Origin of the sequence: Pseudomonas sp. R4-34-07 (assembly GCF_003852375.1) — a bacterium.
Classification (GTDB): Bacteria; Pseudomonadota; Gammaproteobacteria; order Pseudomonadales; family Pseudomonadaceae; genus Aquipseudomonas.
This window is the reverse complement of sequence record NZ_CP027760.1, coordinates 4,025,588-4,047,608: the sequence shown is the minus strand read 5'-3', so window position 1 is coordinate 4,047,608 and position 22,021 is coordinate 4,025,588. Positions and strand designations below refer to the sequence as shown.

Annotated in this window: 25 protein-coding genes; 14 read left to right on the top strand and 11 right to left on the bottom strand. The window is 60.9% G+C overall.

Features of this window, described 5'->3' with window-relative positions; all coding sequences use genetic code 11:
- Positions 1-16: 16 nt before the first annotated feature.
- Positions 17-1,336, bottom strand: coding sequence for an NCS2 family permease (locus tag C4J85_RS18590; protein WP_256657926.1), 1,320 nt, complete (start codon positions 1,334-1,336; stop codon positions 17-19).
- Between the two features lie 334 nt (positions 1,337-1,670).
- Here C4J85_RS18590 and C4J85_RS18585 point away from each other — a divergent pair, with 334 nt between their 5' ends.
- The gene (locus tag C4J85_RS18585; RefSeq protein ID WP_124410444.1) at positions 1,671-2,273 is read left to right on the top strand and encodes a glutathione S-transferase family protein; all 603 of its coding nucleotides are present in this window, start codon (positions 1,671-1,673) and stop codon (positions 2,271-2,273) included.
- Positions 2,274-2,316: 43 nt separating this feature from the next.
- Here the strand turns inward: C4J85_RS18585 and C4J85_RS18580 are convergent, their stop codons facing one another.
- Positions 2,317-3,213 carry a LysR family transcriptional regulator gene (locus C4J85_RS18580; RefSeq protein ID WP_124410443.1) on the bottom strand — a complete coding sequence of 299 codons (897 nt, stop codon included), beginning with the start codon at positions 3,211-3,213 and terminating at the stop codon, positions 2,317-2,319.
- Between the two features lie 126 nt (positions 3,214-3,339).
- On the opposite strand from C4J85_RS18580, the gene C4J85_RS18575 reads away from it, so the two are divergent.
- Genes C4J85_RS18575 through C4J85_RS18565 form a run of 3 tightly spaced genes read left to right on the top strand, consistent with a single transcriptional unit; the run spans position 3,340 to position 6,276 of the window.
- Complete coding sequence (locus C4J85_RS18575) at positions 3,340-4,632, top strand: CitMHS family transporter (protein WP_124363718.1); 1,293 nt, start codon at positions 3,340-3,342, stop codon at positions 4,630-4,632.
- 1 nt (position 4,633) lies between these two features.
- A complete protein-coding gene (locus C4J85_RS18570) occupies positions 4,634-5,959 on the top strand; it encodes an acyclic terpene utilization AtuA family protein (RefSeq protein WP_124410442.1) in 1,326 nt (441 codons plus the stop codon).
- Positions 5,956-6,276 carry a hypothetical protein gene (locus tag C4J85_RS18565; protein WP_124363716.1) on the top strand — a complete coding sequence of 107 codons (321 nt, stop codon included), beginning with the start codon at positions 5,956-5,958 and terminating at the stop codon, positions 6,274-6,276. The genes C4J85_RS18570 and C4J85_RS18565 overlap by 4 nt, the downstream gene beginning before the upstream one ends.
- 274 nt (positions 6,277-6,550) lie before the next feature.
- Here C4J85_RS18565 and C4J85_RS18560 read toward each other — a convergent pair whose 3' ends face one another.
- From C4J85_RS18560 to C4J85_RS18540, 5 genes are all read right to left on the bottom strand, one after another.
- Complete coding sequence (locus C4J85_RS18560; RefSeq protein ID WP_124363715.1) at positions 6,551-6,922, bottom strand: glutathione S-transferase N-terminal domain-containing protein; 372 nt, start codon at positions 6,920-6,922, stop codon at positions 6,551-6,553.
- Between the two features lie 101 nt (positions 6,923-7,023).
- Complete coding sequence (gene folE / locus C4J85_RS18555) at positions 7,024-7,569, bottom strand: GTP cyclohydrolase I FolE (RefSeq protein WP_124363714.1); 546 nt, start codon at positions 7,567-7,569, stop codon at positions 7,024-7,026.
- A 78-nt stretch (positions 7,570-7,647) separates the two neighbouring features.
- Complete coding sequence (locus C4J85_RS18550) at positions 7,648-8,205, bottom strand: Smr/MutS family protein (RefSeq protein ID WP_003175227.1); 558 nt, start codon at positions 8,203-8,205, stop codon at positions 7,648-7,650.
- Between the two features lie 75 nt (positions 8,206-8,280).
- Positions 8,281-8,601: a hypothetical protein gene (locus tag C4J85_RS18545; RefSeq protein ID WP_124363713.1), complete on the bottom strand. Its 321-nt coding sequence runs from the start codon at positions 8,599-8,601 to the stop codon at positions 8,281-8,283.
- Between the two features lie 141 nt (positions 8,602-8,742).
- Positions 8,743-9,333, bottom strand: coding sequence for a cysteine hydrolase family protein (locus tag C4J85_RS18540; protein ID WP_124363712.1), 591 nt, complete (start codon positions 9,331-9,333; stop codon positions 8,743-8,745).
- A 239-nt stretch (positions 9,334-9,572) separates the two neighbouring features.
- On the opposite strand from C4J85_RS18540, the gene prmB reads away from it, so the two are divergent.
- Complete coding sequence (gene prmB, locus C4J85_RS18535) at positions 9,573-10,481, top strand: 50S ribosomal protein L3 N(5)-glutamine methyltransferase (protein WP_124410441.1); 909 nt, start codon at positions 9,573-9,575, stop codon at positions 10,479-10,481.
- Positions 10,482-10,607: 126 nt separating this feature from the next.
- On the opposite strand, the gene C4J85_RS18530 is transcribed toward prmB, so the two are convergent.
- Both C4J85_RS18530 and C4J85_RS18525 read right to left on the bottom strand, forming a co-directional pair.
- Positions 10,608-11,411 carry a hypothetical protein gene (locus tag C4J85_RS18530; RefSeq protein WP_124367797.1) on the bottom strand — a complete coding sequence of 268 codons (804 nt, stop codon included), beginning with the start codon at positions 11,409-11,411 and terminating at the stop codon, positions 10,608-10,610.
- Between the two features lie 99 nt (positions 11,412-11,510).
- Entirely contained in the window at positions 11,511-12,473 is a 963-nt protein-coding gene (locus C4J85_RS18525; RefSeq protein ID WP_124363709.1) for an alpha/beta hydrolase, read from the bottom strand.
- Positions 12,474-12,616: 143 nt separating this feature from the next.
- On the opposite strand from C4J85_RS18525, the gene aroC reads away from it, so the two are divergent.
- The 4 genes from aroC (at position 12,617) to C4J85_RS18505 (ending at position 15,884) form a co-directional block, all read left to right on the top strand.
- Entirely contained in the window at positions 12,617-13,708 is a 1,092-nt protein-coding gene (gene aroC, locus C4J85_RS18520; protein ID WP_124367795.1) for a chorismate synthase, read from the top strand.
- A gap of 10 nt (positions 13,709-13,718) precedes the next feature.
- Positions 13,719-14,879 carry an MFS transporter gene (locus tag C4J85_RS18515; RefSeq protein ID WP_124410440.1) on the top strand — a complete coding sequence of 387 codons (1,161 nt, stop codon included), beginning with the start codon at positions 13,719-13,721 and terminating at the stop codon, positions 14,877-14,879.
- Complete coding sequence (locus C4J85_RS18510) at positions 14,876-15,406, top strand: acireductone dioxygenase (protein WP_124410439.1); 531 nt, start codon at positions 14,876-14,878, stop codon at positions 15,404-15,406. Before C4J85_RS18515 ends, C4J85_RS18510 begins: the two co-directional genes overlap by 4 nt.
- Before the next feature lie 208 nt (positions 15,407-15,614).
- A complete protein-coding gene (locus C4J85_RS18505; protein ID WP_124367793.1) occupies positions 15,615-15,884 on the top strand; it encodes a response regulator transcription factor in 270 nt (89 codons plus the stop codon).
- A gap of 60 nt (positions 15,885-15,944) precedes the next feature.
- Here C4J85_RS18505 and C4J85_RS18500 read toward each other — a convergent pair whose 3' ends face one another.
- Entirely contained in the window at positions 15,945-16,223 is a 279-nt protein-coding gene (locus C4J85_RS18500) for a DUF3509 domain-containing protein (protein WP_003172952.1), read from the bottom strand.
- A gap of 430 nt (positions 16,224-16,653) precedes the next feature.
- Here C4J85_RS18500 and C4J85_RS18495 point away from each other — a divergent pair, with 430 nt between their 5' ends.
- The 4 genes from C4J85_RS18495 (at position 16,654) to C4J85_RS18480 (ending at position 20,554) form a co-directional block, all read left to right on the top strand.
- Positions 16,654-17,169 (top strand): ankyrin repeat domain-containing protein, encoded by a 516-nt coding sequence (locus tag C4J85_RS18495; protein WP_124404811.1) that lies wholly within the window; start codon positions 16,654-16,656, stop codon positions 17,167-17,169.
- 41 nt (positions 17,170-17,210) lie between these two features.
- Positions 17,211-17,741 carry a hypothetical protein gene (locus C4J85_RS18490; RefSeq protein WP_124410438.1) on the top strand — a complete coding sequence of 177 codons (531 nt, stop codon included), beginning with the start codon at positions 17,211-17,213 and terminating at the stop codon, positions 17,739-17,741.
- A 67-nt stretch (positions 17,742-17,808) separates the two neighbouring features.
- A complete protein-coding gene (locus C4J85_RS18485) occupies positions 17,809-18,000 on the top strand; it encodes a PLDc N-terminal domain-containing protein (protein WP_003172956.1) in 192 nt (63 codons plus the stop codon).
- Positions 18,001-18,466: 466 nt separating this feature from the next.
- On the top strand, positions 18,467-20,554 hold the full coding sequence (locus tag C4J85_RS18480; protein WP_124367790.1) for an LTA synthase family protein: 2,088 nt from the start codon (positions 18,467-18,469) through the stop codon (positions 20,552-20,554).
- 61 nt (positions 20,555-20,615) lie between these two features.
- Here the strand turns inward: C4J85_RS18480 and C4J85_RS18475 are convergent, their stop codons facing one another.
- Positions 20,616-20,768 (bottom strand): DUF3309 family protein, encoded by a 153-nt coding sequence (locus tag C4J85_RS18475; protein ID WP_003192767.1) that lies wholly within the window; start codon positions 20,766-20,768, stop codon positions 20,616-20,618.
- A 329-nt stretch (positions 20,769-21,097) separates the two neighbouring features.
- On the opposite strand from C4J85_RS18475, the gene C4J85_RS18470 reads away from it, so the two are divergent.
- Positions 21,098-21,913 carry an SDR family oxidoreductase gene (locus C4J85_RS18470; protein WP_124410437.1) on the top strand — a complete coding sequence of 272 codons (816 nt, stop codon included), beginning with the start codon at positions 21,098-21,100 and terminating at the stop codon, positions 21,911-21,913.
- Positions 21,914-22,021: the final 108 nt, after the last annotated feature.

Sequence of the window (22,021 nt, the reverse complement as noted above, 5' to 3'; positions counted from 1 at the left end):
GTGCAGCCGTGGGGCCTTACAGGAAGGCGAACTTGGCGATAAAAATCACGCACAGCACCCACAGGCTGACGGAAATTTCCTTGTGCTTACCGGTGCCGGCCTTCAGCGCGACATAGGTGATAAAGCCCAGCGCGATGCCGTCGGCCACCGAGAAGGTCAGCGGCATCATGATCGCCGTGACGATGGCCGGAATGCTGTCGGTGGCCTCGTCCCAATTGATATGCGCCATGCTCGCCATCATCAGCATCGCCACGTAAATCAACGCGCCCGCCGTGGCATAGGCTGGAATCATGCCCGCCAGCGGCGCAAAAAACATCGCCGCCACGAACAAAATACCCACCGTCACCGCCGTCAGCCCGGTGCGCCCGCCGGCAGCCACCCCGGCGGCGCTTTCCACGTAGCTGGTCACGGGCGGCACGCCGACCATGGCCCCGAACACGCTGGAGGCGCTGTCGGCTTTCAACGCACGGGACAGGTTATCGATCTTGCCGTCGGCATTGACCAGCCCGGCCCGTTGCGCAACGCCCATCAGTGTACCGGCAGTGTCGAACATGTGTACAAAAAGAAAGGCAAATACCACGCTGATCATGCTGACATTGAACACACCCTTGACGTCCATGGCCATCCAGGTCGGCGCAAGGCTGGGCGGGGTGGAGAGAATGCCGTTGTAGTGCACCAGGCCCAGGCCCCAGCCGGCCAGGGTCACGGCGATAATGCTGATGAGGATCGCGCCGAACACGCGGTGGTAGCTGAGGATCGCAATCAGCAGGAAGCACACCGCTGCCAGCAGGGGCGAGGGCTCGTGCAGCGAACCGAGCTTGATCAGCGTGGCGGGGCTGTCGACGATAATGCCGGCGGTCTTCAGGCCGATCACCCCGAGAAACAAGCCGACACCCGCGCCCATGGCGTGGCGCAGGCTCACCGGAATGCTGTTGAGCAGCCATTCGCGCACGCGGGACAAGGTGAGGCCCATGAACAGCACGCCCGAGATAAACACCGCACCCAGCGCAGTTTCCCAGTGGTAGCCCATGGTGCCGACCACGGTGTAGGTGAAAAACGCGTTCAAGCCCATGCCCGGCGCCAGGCCCACCGGCCAGTTGGCGTACAGGCCCATCAACAGGCAACCCAGCGCGGCAGCGATGCAGGTGGCGACGAAGGCCGCGCCGTGATCGATGCCAGCGTCGGCCATAATGTTGGGGTTGACGAAGATGATGTAGGCCATGGTGATGAACGTCGTGAGGCCGGCGATCAGCTCGGTCTTCACTGTGGTGCCATGCAAACGCAGTTTGAACAGGCGTTCCAGCCAGCCGCCTTGGGGCGCGGCTAGATCCAACATAGGGGCTTCGGTTTTGCGGCTATCCACAGCGAGTACTCCTCAATCGTTTTATTGTTATTTCCAGCGCCGGTCACATGAGTGGGCAACAGCGCTTTGAGGTACTGGCGGGTTTTGTTGACCATTAGGTCAGGAACTCGCACGAAGCGAATTATGCTTTTGTATACAAATAAAGCAAATAATGTTTTCGATTATCTTGACGGAAAGGGATGAAAGGCTGCTTCCAGCGCGTGCGCCAGATTTATTCTGCCCCACGCCTTGAAACAATCCCTCGATACCCGCACTTTGATGGCTCAAGCGTTCGCTCAGAGCGCGCGAAGCGGCATAAGGGGAGCCCATGTACAAGGTTTATGGCGATTACAGATCGGGCAATTGCTACAAGGTCAAATTGATGCTCAGCCTGTTGGGCATCCCGTACCAATGGATCGATATCGATATTCTCAAGGGTGACACCCAAACCCCTGAATTTCTTGCCAAGAACCCCAACGGCAAGATCCCGGTGCTGGAACTGGAAGACGGTACCTGCCTGTGGGAGTCCAACGCGATCCTCAACTTCCTCGCCGATGGCAGCGAGTTTTTACCCAGTGAGCCGCGCTTGCGCACCCAGGTGTTGCAGTGGCAGTTCTTCGAGCAATACAGCCACGAGCCGTATATTGCGGTGGCGCGGTTCATTCAGTTTTACCTGAACATGCCGCAGGATCGCCTTGAAGAATACAAGACCACCCACAAGGGCGGTTACAAGGCACTGAAGGTCATGGAACGTCAACTGCAAGCCACGCCGTATCTGGTGGGCGAGCAGTATTCGATTGCCGATATCGCGTTGTATGCCTACACCCATGTGGCCCATGAAGGGGGTTTTGACCTGGCGCCTTATCCGGCGGTGCAGGCATGGTTGCAGCGCGTGGCCAGTCATCCAAACCATGTGGCGATGCTGGGCTGAGCCACCATTCGAATGTGGGAGGGGGGCAAGCTCCCTCCCACATTTAGCCCGATGGTGTGTCAGATAATTCTTCAGTGAGCAGTTCAAAGCAGCGCTGCGCCGCCGGGCTCAATGCCATCCCGCTACGACTGATCAAGCCGATCTCCCTGTTCACCCCGGGATGGTCGATGTGGATCCGCTTCAACCCCTCCAGGCTGTCCGCCGCCGACTCCGGCAGCACGCTGATCCCCAATCCCTGGCGCACCAGAGCCAGCACCGTGGACATATAGTTAGCCTCCATGCCCGCATTCAGCGTCAGCCGCGTTTCATCGAACAACGCATCCACCTGTTCGCGCACGCTGCTGTCGCGGCCGGTGAGGATGATCGGCTGGTCCGCCAGTTGTTCCAGGGTCAGCTGCCGGTGGTGGGCGAGGGCGTGACCCAGCGGCACGAACGCGCAGAGCCGGTCATTGAGGACCGGCACGAAGTCCAGGCCGTGGCTCAGGCGCGCGCGCACGCCGATACCGAAGTCCACCTCGCCGGAACGCACCTGGGCCTGGATGCGGTGGGCCACCAGGTCATGCAGGCGCACTTCGATCCCGGCGAAGCGTTCGCGAAACAGGCGCAACACCGGCGGCAGGCTGCCGGCGCACACCGAGGGCAGGGCGGCGATCGTAACGACGCCGCGGCGCAGGGCCGCGAGATCGCGCGAGCCGGTGACGATGTTGTCCAGGTCCAGCAGCAGTTTTTCCATGGGGCCACGCGCGTCGTGGCCGGCGGCGGTGATAGCCACATGGCGCGGGCTGCGGTCGAGCAGGGCGACGCCCAGCCACTCTTCCAGTTGTTGCACCTGCACGGTCAGCGCCGAGGGGGACAGGTTCAGCTCGCTGGCGGCCTTGGTAAAGCTGCCCGTGCGAGCAACGGCGAGGAACGCCTGAATGTGTTGGATGCTGTTTTTCATACGGGCGGCTTCATTTTGTTTTTTCGAACACCGGTGCCTGAATATTCCAATTTACAAAGCCTAACCTGATTCCAATACTCCAGGGAAAACAATAACCGGCCCATCAAGGCCGCTCTGGAGTAACCCATGCTCGCTACCCTGGGTGTCATTACCATTCTGTGTCTGCTTGCTGCCGTCATGAGCAAGCGCCTCTCGCCGCTGGTGGCGCTGATCGCCCTGCCGATCATCGCCGCGTTGCTCGGTGGCTTCGGTCTGCAAACCAGCGCCTTCATCATCACCGGCATCAAGAACGTCGCCCCCGTGGTGGGCATGTTTGTGTTCGCCATTCTGTTTTTCGGGATCATGACCGATGCCGGCATGCTCGACCCGATCATCGAGCGGATTCTGCGCACGGTAGGGACGCGTCCTACGCGAATTGTCGTCGGTACTGCGACCCTGGCGCTGCTGGTGCACCTGGACGGGTCCGGCGCGGTGACCTTCCTGGTGACGGTGCCGGCGATGCTGCCGCTGTATACGCGGCTGGGCATCGACAAACGCATTCTGGCGTGTGTCTGTGCCATGGCGGCCGGGGTCAATTTCCTGCCGTGGACCGGCCCGGTGCTGCGCTCGTCGGCCGCCCTGCATGTGCCGGTGGCGGACCTGTTCCAACCGTTGATTCCAGTGCAGATCGTCGGGCTGATCTTTGTGTTCGCCTGCGCCTGGTGGCTGGGCCACCGTGAAGAAAAACGCCTGGGCCTGGGGGCCGGCTCCAGCGTGGACGCGGTGCCGCAACGGGTGCTCAGTGACGCCGATATCCAGCTGCGTCGGCCACGGTTGTTCTGGGTCAACCTGATCCTCACTGTGCTGGTGATGGTGGTGATGATCGCCGGCTGGGTCGACCCGGTGGTGATGTTCATGCTCGGCACCGTGGTGGCGCTGTGTATCAACTACCCCAACGTCGACGCCCAGCGCGCCCGTATCGACGCCCATGCGAAAACCGCCCTGACCATGGCCAGCATCCTGCTTGCCGCCGGCGTGTTCACCGGCATCATGCAAGGCACCGGCATGCTCAAGGCGATTGCCGAAGTGGCGGTGGCGCAGATTCCTGCGGGTCATGGCAAGTTGATCCCTGCGGTGGTGGGCTTCATTTCCATGCCGTTGAGCATGCTGTTCGACCCCGATTCCTACTATTTCGGCGTGATGCCGGTGATTGCCGAAGTTGGCAAGGCGCTGGGTGTCGACCCGCTGCAAGTGGCCCAGGCCTCGTTACTGGGCGTGCACACCACGGGCTTTCCGGTCAGCCCGTTGACCCCCGCGACTTTCTTGTTGGTGGGCCTGTGCAAGATCGAGCTGGCCGATCACCAGCGCTTCACCATTCCTTTTCTGTTCGCCGCGTCGGTGTTGATGACCCTGACCGCGCTGCTCCTGGGAGTTATCTGAGATGAAAACCTTGCGCATCGGTGCCGGTGCCGGCTACTCCGGTGACCGTATCGAACCCGCCGTGGAACTGGCCGAACAGGGCGACCTGGATTATCTGGTGTTCGAATGCCTGGCCGAACGCACCATCGCCCTGGCCCAACAGGCGCGCATCAGCGATCCGGCAGGCGGCTATGACCCTTTGTTGAGTGAGCGCATGCGCCGGGTGCTGCCCTTTGTCGGGTTGCATGAGGGCCGCCGTCGTTTGCGCGTGATCACTAATATGGGCGCGGCCAACCCGGTGTCGGCCGCCGTCGAAGTGCGGCGCATCGCCCGTGAACTGGGGGCGAACCTCAAGGTGGTGGCCGTGGTGGGCGATGACGTGCTGGCGGCGTTGCAGCCCGAGCAGTTGCTGGACAACGGCCAGACCCTGGGCGCACTGGGTGAACGGCTGATTTCGGCGAATGCCTACCTGGGCGTGGACGGCATTATTGAAGCCCTGCGCGCCGACGCCGATGTGGTGATTACCGGGCGTGTGGCCGACCCGTCATTGTTTCTCGCGCCGCAGATGTTCGAATTCGGCTGGGCCGCCGACGATTGGCAGCGCCTGGGCAAGGGCACCCTGGTCGGGCACTTGCTCGAATGTGCCGGGCAGGTCAGCGGCGGTTATTTTGCGGACCCAGGCCTCAAGGATGTGGATGACTTGGCGCGCCTGGGCTTTCCGTTGGCCGAGATCGCCGCCGACGGCACTGCCTTGATCACCAAGGTCGCGGGCTCTGGAGGGCAGGTCAACCGCGCCACCTGCAGCGAACAACTGATCTACGAAGTGCACGACCCGCAAGCGTATTTGACCCCGGACGTCACGGCCGATTTTTCACAGGTGGGGTTTGTCGAGGAGGGCGTTGATCGGGTGCGTGCCCACGGCGCCAAAGGGCGGGCGCGGCCCGAACAGCTGAAAGTCAGCGTCGGTTATCTTGACGGTTGGATCGGTGAGGGGCAGATGTCCTACGGCGGCCCGGGCGCTGTCGCACGCGCGCAACTGGCGCGCGAGGTGGTGCTCAAGCGTCTGGAACTGACCGGTGTGAAGATGCAGGAAGTGCGCGCCGAGTTGATCGGCATAGATGCCTTGCATGGCCCGCGCAGCAATGCCGAGCCTTGGGAAGTGCGCCTGCGGGTCGCCGCCCGGTGTGAAGAACGCAGCGACGCCGTGCGCATCGGTAATGAAGTGGAAACCCTCTACACCAACGGCCCCGCTGGCGGCGGCGGGGCGAGCAAGAGCGTGCGCCAGGTGGTGGCGGTGGCGTCGTTGCTGCTGCCTCGTGACAGGGTCAAACCGAGGATAGAAGCATGAAGTTGCATTCACTGGCCCACTCCCGCACCGGGGATAAGGGCGATACGTCGAACATCTCGATCATTGCTTATCGCGCCGAGGATTACCCGTTGCTGTGTGAACAGCTGACCGCCGAGCGCGTCGCCGCGTTTTTCGCAGACCTGCTGGAGCCTGGCGCTGCGCCGGTGCAACGTTACGCATTGCCCAACGTACAGGCGCTGAACTTCGTGCTGCCGGGCATTTTGCGCGGCGGCGTCACGCGTTCGCTGGCGCTGGATGCCCACGGCAAGTGCCTGGGCTCGGCGCTGCTGGACCTGGATATGTCAGCACCAAACTAAATGTGGGAGGGGGCTTGCCCCCGATAGCGGTCGGTCAGTTGAAACATTGCTGACTGGCACACCGCTATCGGGAGCAAGCCCCCTCCCACAGGTTGAGCCGGTTTCTTCAGGAAATGCCGGAAAACAGGCCTTTCTGGTCCTGGGTGCCGGATGATCCAGCCCAAGCGCCGCAGGTCCAATGTGGGAGGGGGCTTGCTCCCGATAGCGGTCTGTCAGTCAAAAAATTGCTGACTATTACACCGCTATCGAGAGCAAGCCCCCTCCCACATGACATTCAGATCGCGGCGAAGCGTTTGTCCAGGTAGTCGATGATGACCTTGGAGTCATACATCCAGGTGGTCTGGCCGTTTTCCTCGATGCGCAGGCACGGCACTTTGATCTTGCCGCCTTGCTCCAGCAGGGTCTGGCGGTCGTGCTCGTTGTTCTTGGCGTCCTTGAGTGCGACCGGCACATTCAGGCGATGCAGGGTGCGGCGGGTTTTCACGCAGAAAGGGCAGGCGTGGAACTGATACAGGGTCAGGTCCTTGGCGGCTGCGTTGACCTTGGCCTGTTGTTCGGCCGGGCGCTGCTTTTTGCGCGGACGGGTCAGGAAGTCGCCGGCGATGATGATCTGGCCGAGGCCCACTCGAAGTGCTTTGACGAACATGGCTGAAAGCCTCTTGCCCATGAAGAAGGGGTCGCAGCTTACCTGAATTCTGCAGGCGAAAAAAAACCGGCGATGAACGCCGGCTTTTCCTACACAACCACTTACTTGATCAGGCTGAGAAATTCGCTGCGGGTGGCCGCGTTTTCGCGGAACTCACCGAGCATCACCGACGTGATCATCGACGAGTTCTGTTTTTCCACACCGCGCATCATCATGCACATGTGCTTGGCTTCAATCACCACCGCCACGCCCAGGGCGCCGGTCACTTGCAGCACCGCGTCAGCGATCTGGCGGCTGAGGTTTTCCTGGATCTGCAGGCGACGCGCATACATGTCGACGATCCGCGCGACCTTCGACAGCCCCAGCACTTTGCCGCTCGGGATGTAGGCAACGTGAGCCTTGCCGATAAACGGCAGCAGGTGGTGTTCGCACAGCGAGTACAACTCGATGTCCTTGACCAGCACCATTTCGCTGTTGTCGGAGCTGAACAAGGCACCGTTGGTGACTTCTTCCAACGTTTGTTCGTAACCGCGGCAGAGGTACTGCATCGCCTTGGCGGCACGCTTTGGCGTGTCGAGCAGGCCCTCACGGGAGATGTCCTCGCCGAGTTGGCCGAGAATCTCTGTGTAATTCTGTTCCAGGGACATGAAACTACCTGTGGGATTTTCGCAAAGCGCAAGGTTACGGGGGCGGACACATCGCTGCAAGCCTGACGATGGCACTTGTTACTCGTCGCGGCCTTCCATCATGGTGCGCTTGAGCATTACATACACCGCGCCGGCGCCACCGTGGCGGGCCTGGCACGAGGTAAAGCCAAGGACCTGGGCGTGCTGGCGCAGCCAGGTGTTGACGTGGCTCTTGATCATCGGCCGCTTGCCGTCCAGTCGCACGGCCTTGCCATGGGTGACGCGCACGCAGCGGATTTCGAACTTGGTGGCTTCGGCAAGGAAGGCCCACAGTGTTTCGCGGGCTTTTTCCACGGTCATGCCATGCAGGTCGAGGCTGCCTTCGAACGGGATCTGGCCGGCCTTGAGCTTGCGCATCTGGCTTTCCTGTACCCCATCACGCGCCCACATCAGCTCGTCTTCGGGGCCTACGTCGATCACGAACTGGTCCGACAAGCCATCCACGGTGGTGGCATCGGTGCGCACGGTCGCGGCCTGGCGCAGCTTGGCGATCTGCGCCCGATCAGCCTTGGGTTTGCCGGTGTCGGCGCGGTCGTGCTTGATCGGCTTGACGCCGCGCAGCTCGTTCTTGAACAGGGAAAAATCGTCGTCTTGCATGTCAGCCTCCGCGAAGGGCGGGCAGTTTACCTAAATCGCGGCGGACAGGGCGCAGCAAATGCTATCCAAGCGCCATCAGTCGTGTTTTTTCATCAGGTGCGAAGCGATGTTCAACGACAGCGGCTGGCGCATTCTGCGCCGGCTGCGGCGCCACAACCACACGCCCAGCCACACCACCAGCAGGCCGATGCCCAGCAGGATCGCCGAGCCGCCAGGGCTGGCATTCAGCTCGCCCAGTGCTGGCGAATGCCCAAACAGGCCGGCGCCACCCGCGCCCGCCAGCGCCACACCTACAATCGCCAGCAGCGCGGCAATGCCCGCCACCAGGCGCAGACGCCAGTTGCTCGGGCCCTTGGGGCGCAAGCGACGAGCATCAAAACCATCGGATATCTTCATTCCGACCTTTCCTCCAGGGTATCGGCCCTTCGACCGGAAGATACACAGGTTGTTCCTGTGCCCGGGGTAAATGCGCGAAATGAACACGTTTTGCGGATGAGCGGGGCAGTCAACAGGGCGCACCGCTCATCCCAGAGACGATCAGATCAGATCTTTGGTCAACGCGAGGGTGGCGAAGTTGTCAGCCATGATGGCCATTTCGGTTTGCTGCACATGCTCGGCACTGAGCACGCCGCCTTTGTAGGGCAAATCGCGGGTGGCGCAGGCATCTTCCACCAGGGTGCAGCGAAAGCCGAGGTTCTTGGCGGCGCGCACCGTGGTGCTGACGCTGGAGTGGCTCATGAAACCGCAGACGATCAGGTCCAGCGAACCCAGGTCCTGCAGGTGTTTTTCCAGGCCGGTGCCGTGGAAGGCGCTGGGTAGCAGCTTGCCGATGATGGTTTCGTCGCCTTCAGGTTCCAGGCCGGGGATGAATTCGCCGCGCTCGCCTTGGGGATCGAACAGGCCGCCCACGGTACCCAGGTGACGCACATGCACGATCGGCCGCCCGGCGTTGCGCGCAGCGGCCACCAGTTGCTTGATGTTGCCGACCGCCGCGTCCATGCCCGAGAGGGCGAGTGGGCCGCTGAGGTACTCCTTCTGGGCGTCGATGATCACGAGCGTCGCATGGGCAAGGTTGGCAGCTGCGTAACCACGACCGCTGAGTTGAAACATCGTCTTTGGAACGGACATTCTGGGGCTCCTGTCAGGGGGGCTTTTGTGACATTGTCCACTGGCTGAGCGGTTCTGTGAATCGCTACCATCGTAAGGTACGCCGTTGTTGACGTGCAGCCCTGTCAAGTGGGTGAGTTGTTTAACCCAATGGTGGCAATTTGGATGAAATCCGACGTATGGCAAAGGCGTTTCGTACATCGTCGGTACAGGTGAACGCTGTTAGAATCGCCAGTCGTTTTTTCCAGGAGTCTGCCCCCGTGATCACTTCCCGCCTGCGCACCTTGCGCGACCATATCCGTTGGGCTGTCAGCCGTTTCCATGGGGAAGACCTGTTTTTTGGCCATGGCACCGACAATGCCTGGGACGAAGCCCGGCAACTGGTGCTCGGCGCCCTGCATCTGCCGTGGGAAATTGCCGACAGCTACTTGGACTGCAATCTGGAAGAAGAGGAGATCTCCCATGTGCAGCGTTTACTGCATCGTCGCATCCATGAGCGTATTCCCACCGCCTACTTGCTGAAAGAAGCCTGGTTCTGCGGCATGTCGTTCATTGTCGATGAACGCGTGCTGATTCCGCGTTCGCCGATTGGCGAGCTGATCGAAAACCGCTTTGAACCCTGGCTGGCCCAGCCGCCGGCGCGCATTCTGGACCTGTGCACCGGCTCCGGTTGCATCGGCATCGCCTGTGCCTACGAGTTCCCGGACGCCGAGGTGGTGCTGGGCGACTTGTCCTTCGAAGCCCTGGAAGTGGCCAACCAGAACATCGAGCGGCATGGCGTCGATGAGCGCGTGTATACGGTGCAGGGCGACGGCTTTGAAGGCCTGCCGGGGCAACGCTTCGATTTGATCGTGTCGAACCCGCCTTACGTGGATGCCGAAGATTTCGCCGACATGCCGGATGAATACCAGCACGAACCCGAGCTGGGCCTGGCCTGCGGCGATGATGGCTTGAACCTGGTACGGCGGATGCTGGCCGAAGCAGCGGACCACCTGACCGAGAAGGGGTTGCTGATTGTCGAAGTGGGCAACAGCCAGGTACACGTCGAGGCGCTGTACCCGGAAGTGGACTTTGCCTGGCTGGACTTCCAGCGCGGTGGGCATGGGGTGTTCATGCTCACGGCTGAGCAGTGCAGGGAACATCAGGCGGTGTTTGCCGCCAGGGTATAACGGGAGCCATGTGGTCAATGTGGGAGGGGGCTTGCTCCCGATAGCGGTGTGTCAGCTACAGATGCAGTACTGACACACCCTTATCGGGAGCAAGCCCCCTCCCACAGGTTGATCGCATTTCACCTGCTAGCGGTGCGTGGCGATCCAGATCAACAGTCCCGCCTGAAACACGGTAAACGCCACCAGGCAGGTGATGGTGAAGCGCAACCCGCTGTCCTCGCGCTTGAACTTGGTGACCTTTTCCTCTTCCTTGCGCAGTCTCACTTCGTGCTCGGCCAGGTTGTGCTCGGCCTGTTGCAGCATCTGCGCGGCTTCGAGGATTTCGACGAATTGCACCTTCTCGGTGTTCCAACTGTCCAGCACCTCGCTGACCTTGCCCGGCTGCACGTTACCCTTGAGGTGTTGTACGTCGGCGTAGGCCACGTCAAAACCCTGGATGCGCAGGAAGTGATCGCGGCGCAGGCGCGTGGCTTCGTTGAGCGCGTCCTTGTTGGCCAGGTCCACGCCGTCGACGCGGTAGTGTGACCATTTTTTCTTGGCCCAGGCAGCGGCCTGGGCGACCAGGAAACGGCCGAGACCGCGGTTGACCGGTTCGATTTCCAGGCTGTTACCCGGGCCGAAGTGCACGCGATGTTTATCGTGATCCACCCAGATATCCAGCTGGTTCTGCTCGCGGCGTACGCGCTGGCCGGGCAATTGGATGACCATGCGCAACAGGCTGTGATGCGAGTCATGGCGCTCGGCATAACCGAATTGCACAAAGCGCAATGGCCGCGCGCCGGTCGCACGGTCGGTGGCCAACGGAGCGAGGCGCAGCATCTTGAAATGTTCGGCGTGCACGTCCGCCCAGGGCAGCGCCGCTGCTGCGGCGGCCTCGGTTTCTGCCGGGGTATCGGCGGTGGTTTCTGGGGTTGCTTCAGTGGTTGTCATGCGGCGCGATCCTGTCCAAGCCCTGCGAGCCGACCGTCTTTTTACGGTCGACTCTGGGCTTATCGGCCGCTTTCTTCAGGACTGGAGGCCAATTGCCGCTTAACGGGGAGCAAGTCCGTCGATGAAGCGCACTATCCGCTCGCCCAGTTCGGCGGCGAGGGGCAATTTCGGGTCGTTGTAGGACGCCAATTGCTGCTTGACGTTGTTGGGCACGATGCGCATGACATGGTTCATGCCTTCGATCACCGTCAACTGCGCATCCGGCTTGGCCTTTTTCAGCTGCTGGGCATCGCCGACGCCGACCTGGATGTCGTTGGTGCCCTGAATGATCAGGGCAGGCATGGTCAGCCGTGCAAAGGCCGCCGACGGATCGGCGCGGAACAGGCTGATCAGATAAGGCTGCACGCTGGGCCGGAAAATACCTTCCAGCGGGCGCGGCACATCGGCGTCCACCTGGCCGGCCTTGAGGTGGTCGAGAATTTCGTTACTGCGCAGCAGCAGGGCCGGGGGCAGGTGATCGGCCAGTTGCTGGCGAATGACTTGATCGACCGGGCGGGCGCTGCCGGACAGGGAAATCACCCCGGCCGGACTCAATTGCGGCGCGGCGAGGGCTGCGACCAACGCGCCCTCACTGTGGCCCAGCACGATCAGCGGGCCCATGCGCTTGTCGGCCTTGAGCAACTTGCCCCAGGCCACGGCGTCGGACACGTAGGCGTCGAGGGTCAGGTTGCGCTCGTCAGGGGTCGCGGCAAGGCTGGCGGCCACGCCGCGTTTGTCATAGCGCACGCTGGCGATATTGTGCCGGGCCAGTACCCAGGCCAGGCGCTTGAGGCTGTCGTTGCGCGCGCCGTCGGCGCTGTTGCCGTTGCGGTCGGTGGGGCCTGAGCCGGCGATGATCAGCACCACCGGCACGGGTTGCTCGGACTGCGGCAGTAGCAGCGAGCCAAACAGCTCACCGCTGCCGGTGTCCAGGCTGATCGGCCGCTGGAGTACGACAGGGGAGGCGGCCTGGGCCGCGACGGTAAACAAGGTGAGGGTGAACAGCAAAACTCGCAGCATCATCGCGCCATCATTGGAGAGGTGCCGGTTGGACCAACGTCTACCGGTAAGGTTTCGAGGATGAACTAGTGGGTTAGCCTGCGTATACTGGCCGCCTTAAGTTATTACGGTTGACTTGTTTCAACTGACTTCACGGAGCGCCCTGCATGTCCGGCAATACCTTCGGCAAGCTGTTCACTGTCACCACCGCGGGCGAAAGCCATGGCCCGGCGTTGGTCGCCATTGTCGACGGCTGCCCGCCCGGCCTCGAGCTGTCTCTGCAAGACCTGCAGCGTGACCTGGACCGTCGCAAGCCCGGCACCAGCCGTCACACTACCCAGCGCCAGGAACCCGATGAAGTCGAGATCCTCTCCGGTGTGTTCGAAGGCCGCACCACCGGCTGCGCCATCGGCCTGCTGATCCGCAATACCGACCAGAAGTCAAAGGACTACTCGGCGATCAAGGACCTGTTCCGCCCGGCCCACGCCGACTACACCTACCATCACAAATACGGCGAACGCGACTACCGTGGCGGCGGCCGCAGCTCGGCGCGCGAAACCGCGATGCGCGTGGCGGCCGGTGCCATCGCCAAGAAATACCTGGCGACCCAGGGCATCGTCATCCGTGGCTATATGAGCCAGCTCGGCCCGATTGAAATCCCGTTCAAGACCTGGGACAGCGTCGAAGACAACGCCTTCTTCTGCCCCGACCCGGACAAGGTGGCGGAACTGGAAGCCTACATGGACCAATTGCGCCGCGATCAGGATTCGGTCGGTGCCAAGATCACCGTGGTAGCCGAGGGCGTGAAGCCGGGCCTGGGCGAGCCGATCTTCGACCGTCTCGACGCCGAACTCGCCCACGCGCTGATGAGCATCAATGCGGTCAAGGGCGTGGAAATCGGCGCCGGTTTCGCCTGTGTGGCCCAACGCGGCACCGAGCATCGCGATGAGATGACCCCGCAGGGTTTCCTCAGCAACAACGCCGGCGGCATCCTCGGCGGTATCTCCTCGGGCCAGCCGATCGTGGCGCACCTGGCGCTCAAGGCCACGTCGAGCATCACCACGCCGGGCCGCTCGATCGATGTGCATGGCAACCCGGTGGACGTGATCACCAAAGGCCGCCACGACCCATGCGTCGGCATCCGCGCCACGCCGATTGCCGAAGCCATGATGGCCATCGTGTTGATGGACCACCTGCTGCGCAACCGCGGGCAAAACGCTGATGTGCAGGTGAGTACGCCGGTCCTGGGCCAGCTGTGAAGGGCTGAAGGTGACAGCCCTCCCTTATTGGCGCCTCTCCAGCTTTTACCTGTTCTACTTCGCCCTGCTCGGGGCGACGGCGCCATTCCTGGCGTTGTACTTCGATCACCTGGGCTTTTCCAGCGCGCGTATCGGCGAGCTGGTGGCCATCCCCATGCTGATGCGCTGCGTGGCGCCCAATCTCTGGGGCTGGCTGGGCGATTACACTGGGCGACGCCTGGCCATCGTGCGCTTTGGCGCGGTGTGCACGCTGTTGAGTTTTTCGCTGATTTTCGTCAGCAAGAGCTACGCCTGGCTGGCCCTGGTCATGGCCTTGCACGCGTTCTTCTGGCACGCGGTACTGCCGCAGTTCGAAGTGATCACCCTCGCTCACCTGCAACAGCAAACCTCGCGCTATAGCCAGATACGCTTGTGGGGCTCCATCGGCTTTATCCTCACCGTCGTGATCATGGGCCGCCTGTTCGACTGGCTGAGCGTGGATATCTACCCGGTGGTGGTCGTGGTGATCATGGCCGGTATCATCGGCGCCAGCCTGTGGGTGCCGAACGCGCAGCCCGCCAGCCACGGCAAGCGCCTGGCCGGTGACGGGTTTATCCGCCAATTGCGCAGTCCCGGCGTGCTGGCCTTCTATGCCTGTGTGGCGTTGATGCAGCTGAGTCACGGCCCGTATTACACCTTCCTCACGCTGCACCTGGAACACCTGGGCTACAGCCGTGGCGTGATCGGCCTGCTGTGGGCGCTCGGGGTGGTGGCGGAGGTGTTGATGTTCCTGGGCATGAGTCGCATCCTGACGCGCTTTTCCGTGCGCCGGGTGCTGCTGGCCAGTTTCCTGCTGGCAGCACTGCGCTGGTTGCTGCTCGGTGCGTTTGCCGAATTTTTCTGGGTGCTGCTGTTGGCGCAAGTGCTGCATGCCGCCACGTTCGGCAGTTTCCATGCGGCGGCCATCGCCTTCGTGCAGCGCAGTTTCGGCGATCGTCAGCAAGGCCAGGGCCAGGCGCTTTACGCCGCGCTGGCCGGCACCGGTGGTGCGCTGGGTGCGCTGTATGCCGGTTATAGCTGGAATCTGCTGGGGCCGTCCCTCACCTTCAATATCGCCAGCATCGCGGCCCTGGCTGCCGCCGTTATCATTGGCCTTCGATTGCAAGAGCCGAACCAAGGAGCCGTGCAATGAGCTACGTCGCTGTCTACCCCCTCACTACACCCGACACCCCGAACAAAGTGCTGACCCACTTCGACGACATTCAGTCGACCCTGGCCGAAAAAGGCGTGCGCTTTGCGCGCTGGCAGCCCGGCGCGCTGGAAAAGGGCGCCAGCGAGGCGCAGATGATTGCGGCGTATCAGTCGCAGATCGAGGCGCTTGGCTACGCCCACGTCAAGGTGATCAGCATGACCGGTGCTCATCCGCAGAACGACGCGTTGCCGGCCGAACGCCTGAGCGAGCACACCTGCCGTGAAGATCAAGCGCACGGCTTTATCGCTGGTCAGGGATTGTTCTCGTTGCGCATTGGCGATTATGTCTACAGCGTGCTGTGTGAGAAGAACGACCTGCTGATCGTGCCCGCCGGCATGCCCCATTGGTTCGACATGGGCGAGAACCCGCACTTTGTCGCGCTGCATATGTTCAACACCGCAGAGGGTTCGGTGCCGACCTTGACCGGTAATGACATCGCCCGTGACTTTGCCAAGCTGGACGACTAATACAAGACTTTTAAATGTTCAACCCCGGCACGTTGGAATGTGCTGTGGGAAGAAGCCTAAATACATGTAGGGCTTGGCTGTTTATCCTCGGCCTTGCTCTCTCATTTCGCCAGTTATGTAACTCTCTCCTCGCTCAATGTTTATGTCGCTGTCTATAGGAAGAATCCGAAGGGTGACAGCGCATCAGCATATAAAAAAGGAGAAAGTAATGAATCGCCCCGAGGAGTTATCTCAGCCGTTGGACGTTTTGCCGACGGTTATCAGAAGACGCTTGAGTTTGCTCGGCAAGCCCCTGACCAAGACGGAGCTGCAGATCCTGCGGTGGGCCTCCGAAGGTAAGACCATATGGGAGATGAGCAGGATTCGCTGCACCTCGGAGGCCACGGTCAAATTCCATCTGCGCAATATCTACGGCAAGCTCGATGTGAATAACCGCGTGCAGGCGATGAATGAGGCGGCGCGCCAGGGCCTGTGCTGACGGCATAAAAAAGGGCCGCGACGCTCAACGGCGTCGCAGCCCTCTGTAGCTGGGTGAAGCTTATGCCGAGTGGTAGGTCGGCAAGGCAAAGCGGTTCTGGCTTTGCAGCATCGAAATTTGCGGCAGTTCACTGGCTTGTTCGGCCAGGTCGCGACGGATCGCGCTGATCACCCAAGTGAGTTGGTCGGCGGTGTGCAACTGCTGATACGAGATCGAGCGTTTCACCTGCTTGCCTTCGCTGTTGCGCAGGGTCAACAGGATGCCGCCGTCCGGACGTGGCTGGGTGGTGACGTCGTAGTTGGAAAATACCGAAGCGAATTTATCTTGGATCAGGCTCATGTCTATCAGCTCCATTGGCTCAAGTGGGCAAGCATGGAGTGATAGGTGCAGTGATTGTGCCAGTATTGGGTCTCTTAAAAAATCCTTGTAAATCAATAACTTATAATTTTTCAGGATTTTCGTTTTCGTGCAATTTGCATGAAGGGCTATCGTGCATCCTGCATTTTGCGTTATCCAACCGGTTACTTTTCACGCGCAATGCATTTTCCCTACAGATTATGACCGTGGGTTTCGCGGATAAATTCCATTCAGGCCGCAGGCGCTAATCGGGAGACGACTCAGTTTAAATCCCGCGTGTACAGCTAAAGAAGGGCTGGCACCACGTTCGCTATTGATTGTGCCTATCGGCATTTTTAACAAAAAAGCCATGACAGCAGGGAACTCCATCGCGACACTGGGCGCCATATACAGCATCACACAGGAGCCCTACATGTCGACTCAGCCCAAACAGATGACCGAAGACGAAGCCGCCGAATTCGCCGAGCAAGTCTTCGACGTCGCCCGCAAAGGCGACGCCGCCATGCTCGCAGCGCTCTTGACCAAAGGCTTGCCGGCCAACTTTCGGAATCACAACGGTGACACGCTGCTGATGCTTGCGGCCTACCACGGCCATGCCGAGGCGGTAAAAGTGTTGCTGGAGTTCAAGGCCGATCCCCTGATTGCCAACGATAAGAACCAACTGCCGATTGCCGGTGCGGCCTTCAAGGGCAACCTGCCCGTGGTCAAGGCGCTGATCGAGGGCGGAACCCCGGTTGAAGCGGCTTCTTCGGATGGGCGCACGGCATTGATGATGGCGGCCATGTTCAACCGCGTCGAAATGCTCGAATACCTGCTCGGCCAAGGGGCCAATCCCAAGGCTACCGACGCCCAGGGCGCGACGGCGCTGGCCGCGGCGCAGACCATGGGGGCCGTGGATACGGCGGCGTTGTTGCAAAAACTGGTGTAGGCTACGCGCCCTCGAAAACCCGCCCGTCACAGGACCATCCCATGAAAACCGCTCTCGTCGAACTCATCAGCAAAATCAGCGCCGGCGTCATGGCCGAGGACGAGGTGGCGCGTATTGCCGACGAAGCGGCTCAGGCCTACGCGGACCCTGCGGCTTTTCTGGCGGCCAATCCGGATATCAACTACGACGATACCTTCCCGATTCCGCTGGGGGAGTGGGTGGTAATCGGCAGCCTGCCGGACACTGTGTTGTTCCAGGCTGACAGCTACGCCGACCTGTTTGCCCAGATCGTCGCCTCGTTTGGTCCGGGCGTGGCGTTCAACCTCAAGCCCAAGCAACTGGCGAAGACCGAAGACCTGACGGCCCTCAACCGCATCCAGATCCAAATGAGCGCTCTGAGCCCGGAAGACGGCGGCTATGTGCTGCTCAACTTCAGCCAGTTGCTCGATGACGAAATCCAGGCCGTGCTGGTGTTCGGCAATGACCTGCCGCGCGTGCTGGAGCTGTGCGCCGAGGTCGGCATCCAGGCCGAACCGTCGCTGGAAGCCCTGAAGATTGCCGTACACGTCTGAAATAAAACGGAACCCCGGCCAGGGCTGACTATCCTACAAGGGCATGCCCTCACTTAGGAGCGACACCATGGGTTCCACTTTCAACGGCCTGATTGGCCTGATCATCCTCGCGCTGGATATATGGGCGATCATCAACGTGTTCAAAAGCGGCGCGAGCACGGGCGCCAAGGTGCTGTGGATTTTGCTGATCCTGCTGCTACCGGTACTGGGCCTGATCATCTGGGCGATCGCCGGGCCGCGCGGTAACGTGCGCATCTGATCGCTCGCTCACTTCAAATCCAGAGTGAGCACAATAATGTGGGAGGGGGTTTGCTCCATGTAGGAGCGAGCTTGCTCGCGAAGCACTCAGGGCCCCCGCGTTTATTCAGAATGAACGCGTTGCCTGGACGTTTTTCGCGAGCAAGCTCGCTCCTACAAGGAGCAAGCCCCCTCCCACAGTTGTTTTCGGTATGCCTGGGAGATTTGTGTGTCGAAATATTCGCTGCACGAAATTTTCACATCCCATCCAAGACAATTCGCCCGCTTTATTCCGCTGCCACGGCTCTATCCCCTAGTTCCTATAAAGGCAGGCCGACGGCGCTCGTTAAGTAATTTATAGCGTTGATGCCGTTGATCGGGCACCATTTGCCCCACCGCGTTAACCGCCCACCCCGGCCAGCCTGGGCGAGGGACGGACGCCACTGCATTATTTCGCAACTTCAACTTCCAATGGGTCCTAAAACGACATGGCAAACCCGGACGCCCTGAATCAGCCGCGCGCTTCAAATCGCCTGCTGCAACCGACCGTCAAATCCCATCTGGCGTACACGCTGCTTTGCGCACTGGTCATGATGGTGATGTTCTCCCTGCTGCGCCTGGCGTTGCTGGTCTACAACCGCGAGATGATCCTCGACACACCGGCCTCGACCTTCCTGGAAGCGTTCGCCAATGGCCTGCGCCTGGATATCCGCCTGGTGATGTACCTGCTGATCCCGCTGCTGCTGGCGTTGTTTAGCGTACGGGCGATGGCGGCGCGTGGGTTCTTCCGCTTGTGGTTGACCGTCGCGTCCAGCATTGCGCTGTTCCTGGGCCTGATGGAGATGGACTTCTACCGTGAGTTCCACCAGCGCCTCAACGGCCTGGTCTTCCAGTATGTGAAGGAAGACCCGAAAACCGTGATGAGCATGCTCTGGTACGGGTTCCCGGTGGTGCGTTACCTGTTGGCCTGGGCCGTGGGCACGCTGATCCTGAGCATGGCCTTCAAGGGCGCCGACCGCGCAACGCGCCCGCGTGGCCCGTTCAGTGGCGGCAGCATCGGCACGCGCCCGGTGGCGCCGTGGTACAGCCGCATCGCGGTGTTCGTGGTGTGCCTGCTGGTCGCGGTGGTTGCCATCCGCGGCACCCTGCGCCAGGGTCCGCCGCTGCGTTGGGGGGATGTCTACACCACTGATTCGAACTTCGCCAACCAGCTTGGCCTCAATGGCACGCTGTCGCTGATCGCCGCCGCCAAGTCGCGCTTCTCCGAAGAGCGTTCCAACATCTGGAAGGCCACCCTGGAGCAACCGCTGGCCACCCAGACCGTGCGGGACATGCTGGTGCTGCCGAGCGAAAAACTGGTGGATACCGACACCGCTGCCGTGCGCCGTGATTTCACGCCACCGGCCGAGAAGACCCTGCCGATCAAGAACGTGGTAGTGATCCTGATGGAAAGCTTCGCCGGTCACTCGGTGGGCGCCCTGGGCCGTCCAGGCAACATCACGCCGTACTTCGACAAGTTGTCCAAGGAAGGCCTGCTGTTCGATCGCTTCTTCTCCAACGGTACCCACACCCACCAGGGTATGTTCGCCACCATGGCCTGCTTCCCGAACCTGCCGGGCTTCGAATACCTGATGCAGACCCCCGAAGGCAGCCACAAGCTGTCGGGCCTGCCGCAGTTGCTCAGCGCGCGGGATTTCGACGATGTGTATGTCTACAACGGCGACTTCGCCTGGGACAACCAGTCGGGCTTTTTCAGCAACCAGGGCATGACCAACTTCATTGGCCGCAATGACTTCGTCAACCCGGTGTTTTCCGACCCGACCTGGGGCGTTTCCGACCAGGACATGTTCAACCGTGGCCTGGAAGAACTGAAAGCCCGCGAAGGCGGCAAGCCGTTCTACGCGCTGCTGCAAACCCTGTCCAACCACACCCCGTACGCGTTGCCGACGCCATTGCCGGTCGAGAAAGTCACTGACCGTGGCAGCCTCAACGAGCATTTGACCGCCATGCGTTACTCCGATTGGGCGTTGGGCCAGTTCTTCGAGAAGGCCCGCAAGGAGCCGTACTTCAAGGAAACCCTGTTCGTGGTGGTGGGTGACCACGGCTTCGGTAACGAGCAGCAGATCACCGAGATGGACCTGGGCCGTTTCAATGTACCGATGCTGATGATCGCGCCGGGCATGCAGGAAAAGTTCGGCGAGCGTGACCACACCGTGGGCACACAGATCGATATTGTCCCGACCATCATGGGCCGCCTGGGCGGTGACACCCTGCACCAGTGCTGGGGCCGCGACCTGCTCAACCTGCCGGAAGGCGACAAAGGCTTCGGCGTGATCAAACCGTCGGGCAGCGACCAGACCGTCGCCCTGCTCACGGCTGACCGCGTGCTGGTCTTGCCCAAGGAAATGCCACCCAAACTGTGGCAATACGAACTGGGCGCCAACCCGACCGGCAAAGTAATCGCCGAATCGCCCGACGAAGCGGCGCTGAAGCAGAAACTCGAGTCGTTCCTGCAAACCGCCACCAAGAGCCTGCTGGATAACACCGCAGGCGTGGTAGACGGTAAGCCGGATTAACGGATCGGCAATAAAAAAGAGGCCTCATTGAGGCCTCTTTTTTTGTGCGTTGAAACGGTGTTTATATTTTGCCGAGTAACAACAGCACCAGCAGAACGACCAGCACTACGCCCAGGATACCCGACGGGCCATAACCCCAGTTACGCGAGTGCGGGAACACTGGCAGGCCGCCGACCAACAGTAGAATCAGGATAATGATCAGGATCAGGCTCATGGTTTTATTCCTTATAGGCCTTGCGTAAAGACCGGTTATTCAGCGGGAGTCTCGTCCACTTGATTATGGACGGCTTAACAACTCCGACTCTGTCACTTCACAGAAAATTCCGTATTTTTTTAAAGCAATTTGGTTGCTCGCTTATTTCTTTTAACACCTGCGCAAATACATCAACTTAGTTGAAAAATATTGAACTTAGGCTATGCGCGCGCATCCGACCGAGCCCGCGGTTTGCCTGGGGCATTCATCACTCTGATGGTGCGTGGGCGCGGCAAAAACCTTCGCTACACTGCCGGTCACTCCTCTGGTGAACCACAAGGCTACTTCCTATGCAAAACCGCATGATGATCACTGGCGCCGGGTCCGGCCTGGGTCGTGAAATCGCTCTGCGCTGGGCCCGCGAGGGTTGGCAGCTGGCCTTGTCGGATGTCAGCGAGCCCGGCCTGCAGGAAACCCTCAGGCTGGTGCGCGAAGCCGGTGGCGATGGTTTCACCCAGCGCTGCGATGTGCGTGACTACAGCCAGCTCACCGCGTTCGCCCAGGCCTGCGAGGTAAAGCTCGGCGGCATCGATGTGATCGTCAATAACGCCGGTGTGGCGTCCGGTGGGTTTTTTGCCGAGTTGTCTCTTGAAGACTGGGACTGGCAGATCGCAATCAACCTGATGGGCGTGGTCAAGGGCTGCAAGGCGTTCCTGCCGCTGCTGGAAAAGAGCAAGGGGCGCATCATCAACATCGCCTCGATGGCCGCGCTGATGCAGGGGCCGGCCATGAGCAACTACAACGTGGCCAAGGCCGGTGTAGTGGCGCTGTCGGAAAGTCTGCTGGTGGAACTCAAGCAGCAGGAAATCGGCGTGCATGTGGTATGCCCGTCGTTTTTCCAGACCAATCTGCTCGATTCATTCCGTGGGCCGACCCCGGCGATGAAGGCGCAGGTGGGCAAGTTGCTCGAGAGCTCACCGATCTCGGCGACGCAGATCGCCGACTACATTTATCAGCGCGTGGCTGCCGGTGAGTTCATGATTCTGCCCCACGAGCAGGGGCGGATGGCGTGGACGCTCAAGCAGAAAAACCCGCAGTTGCTGTATGACGAGATGACGTTGATGGCCGATAAAATGCGCGCCAAGGCGCAGGCTACCAAAGCCTGATCTGGATGCGGTCTGTCAGGTAAATTACCTCTCCATGTAGGTGACGCCTGATTTGGCCGCGTGCCATTGCTGGTTACGTTTCAAGCGAGCAAGGTCGGGGGCCAGACA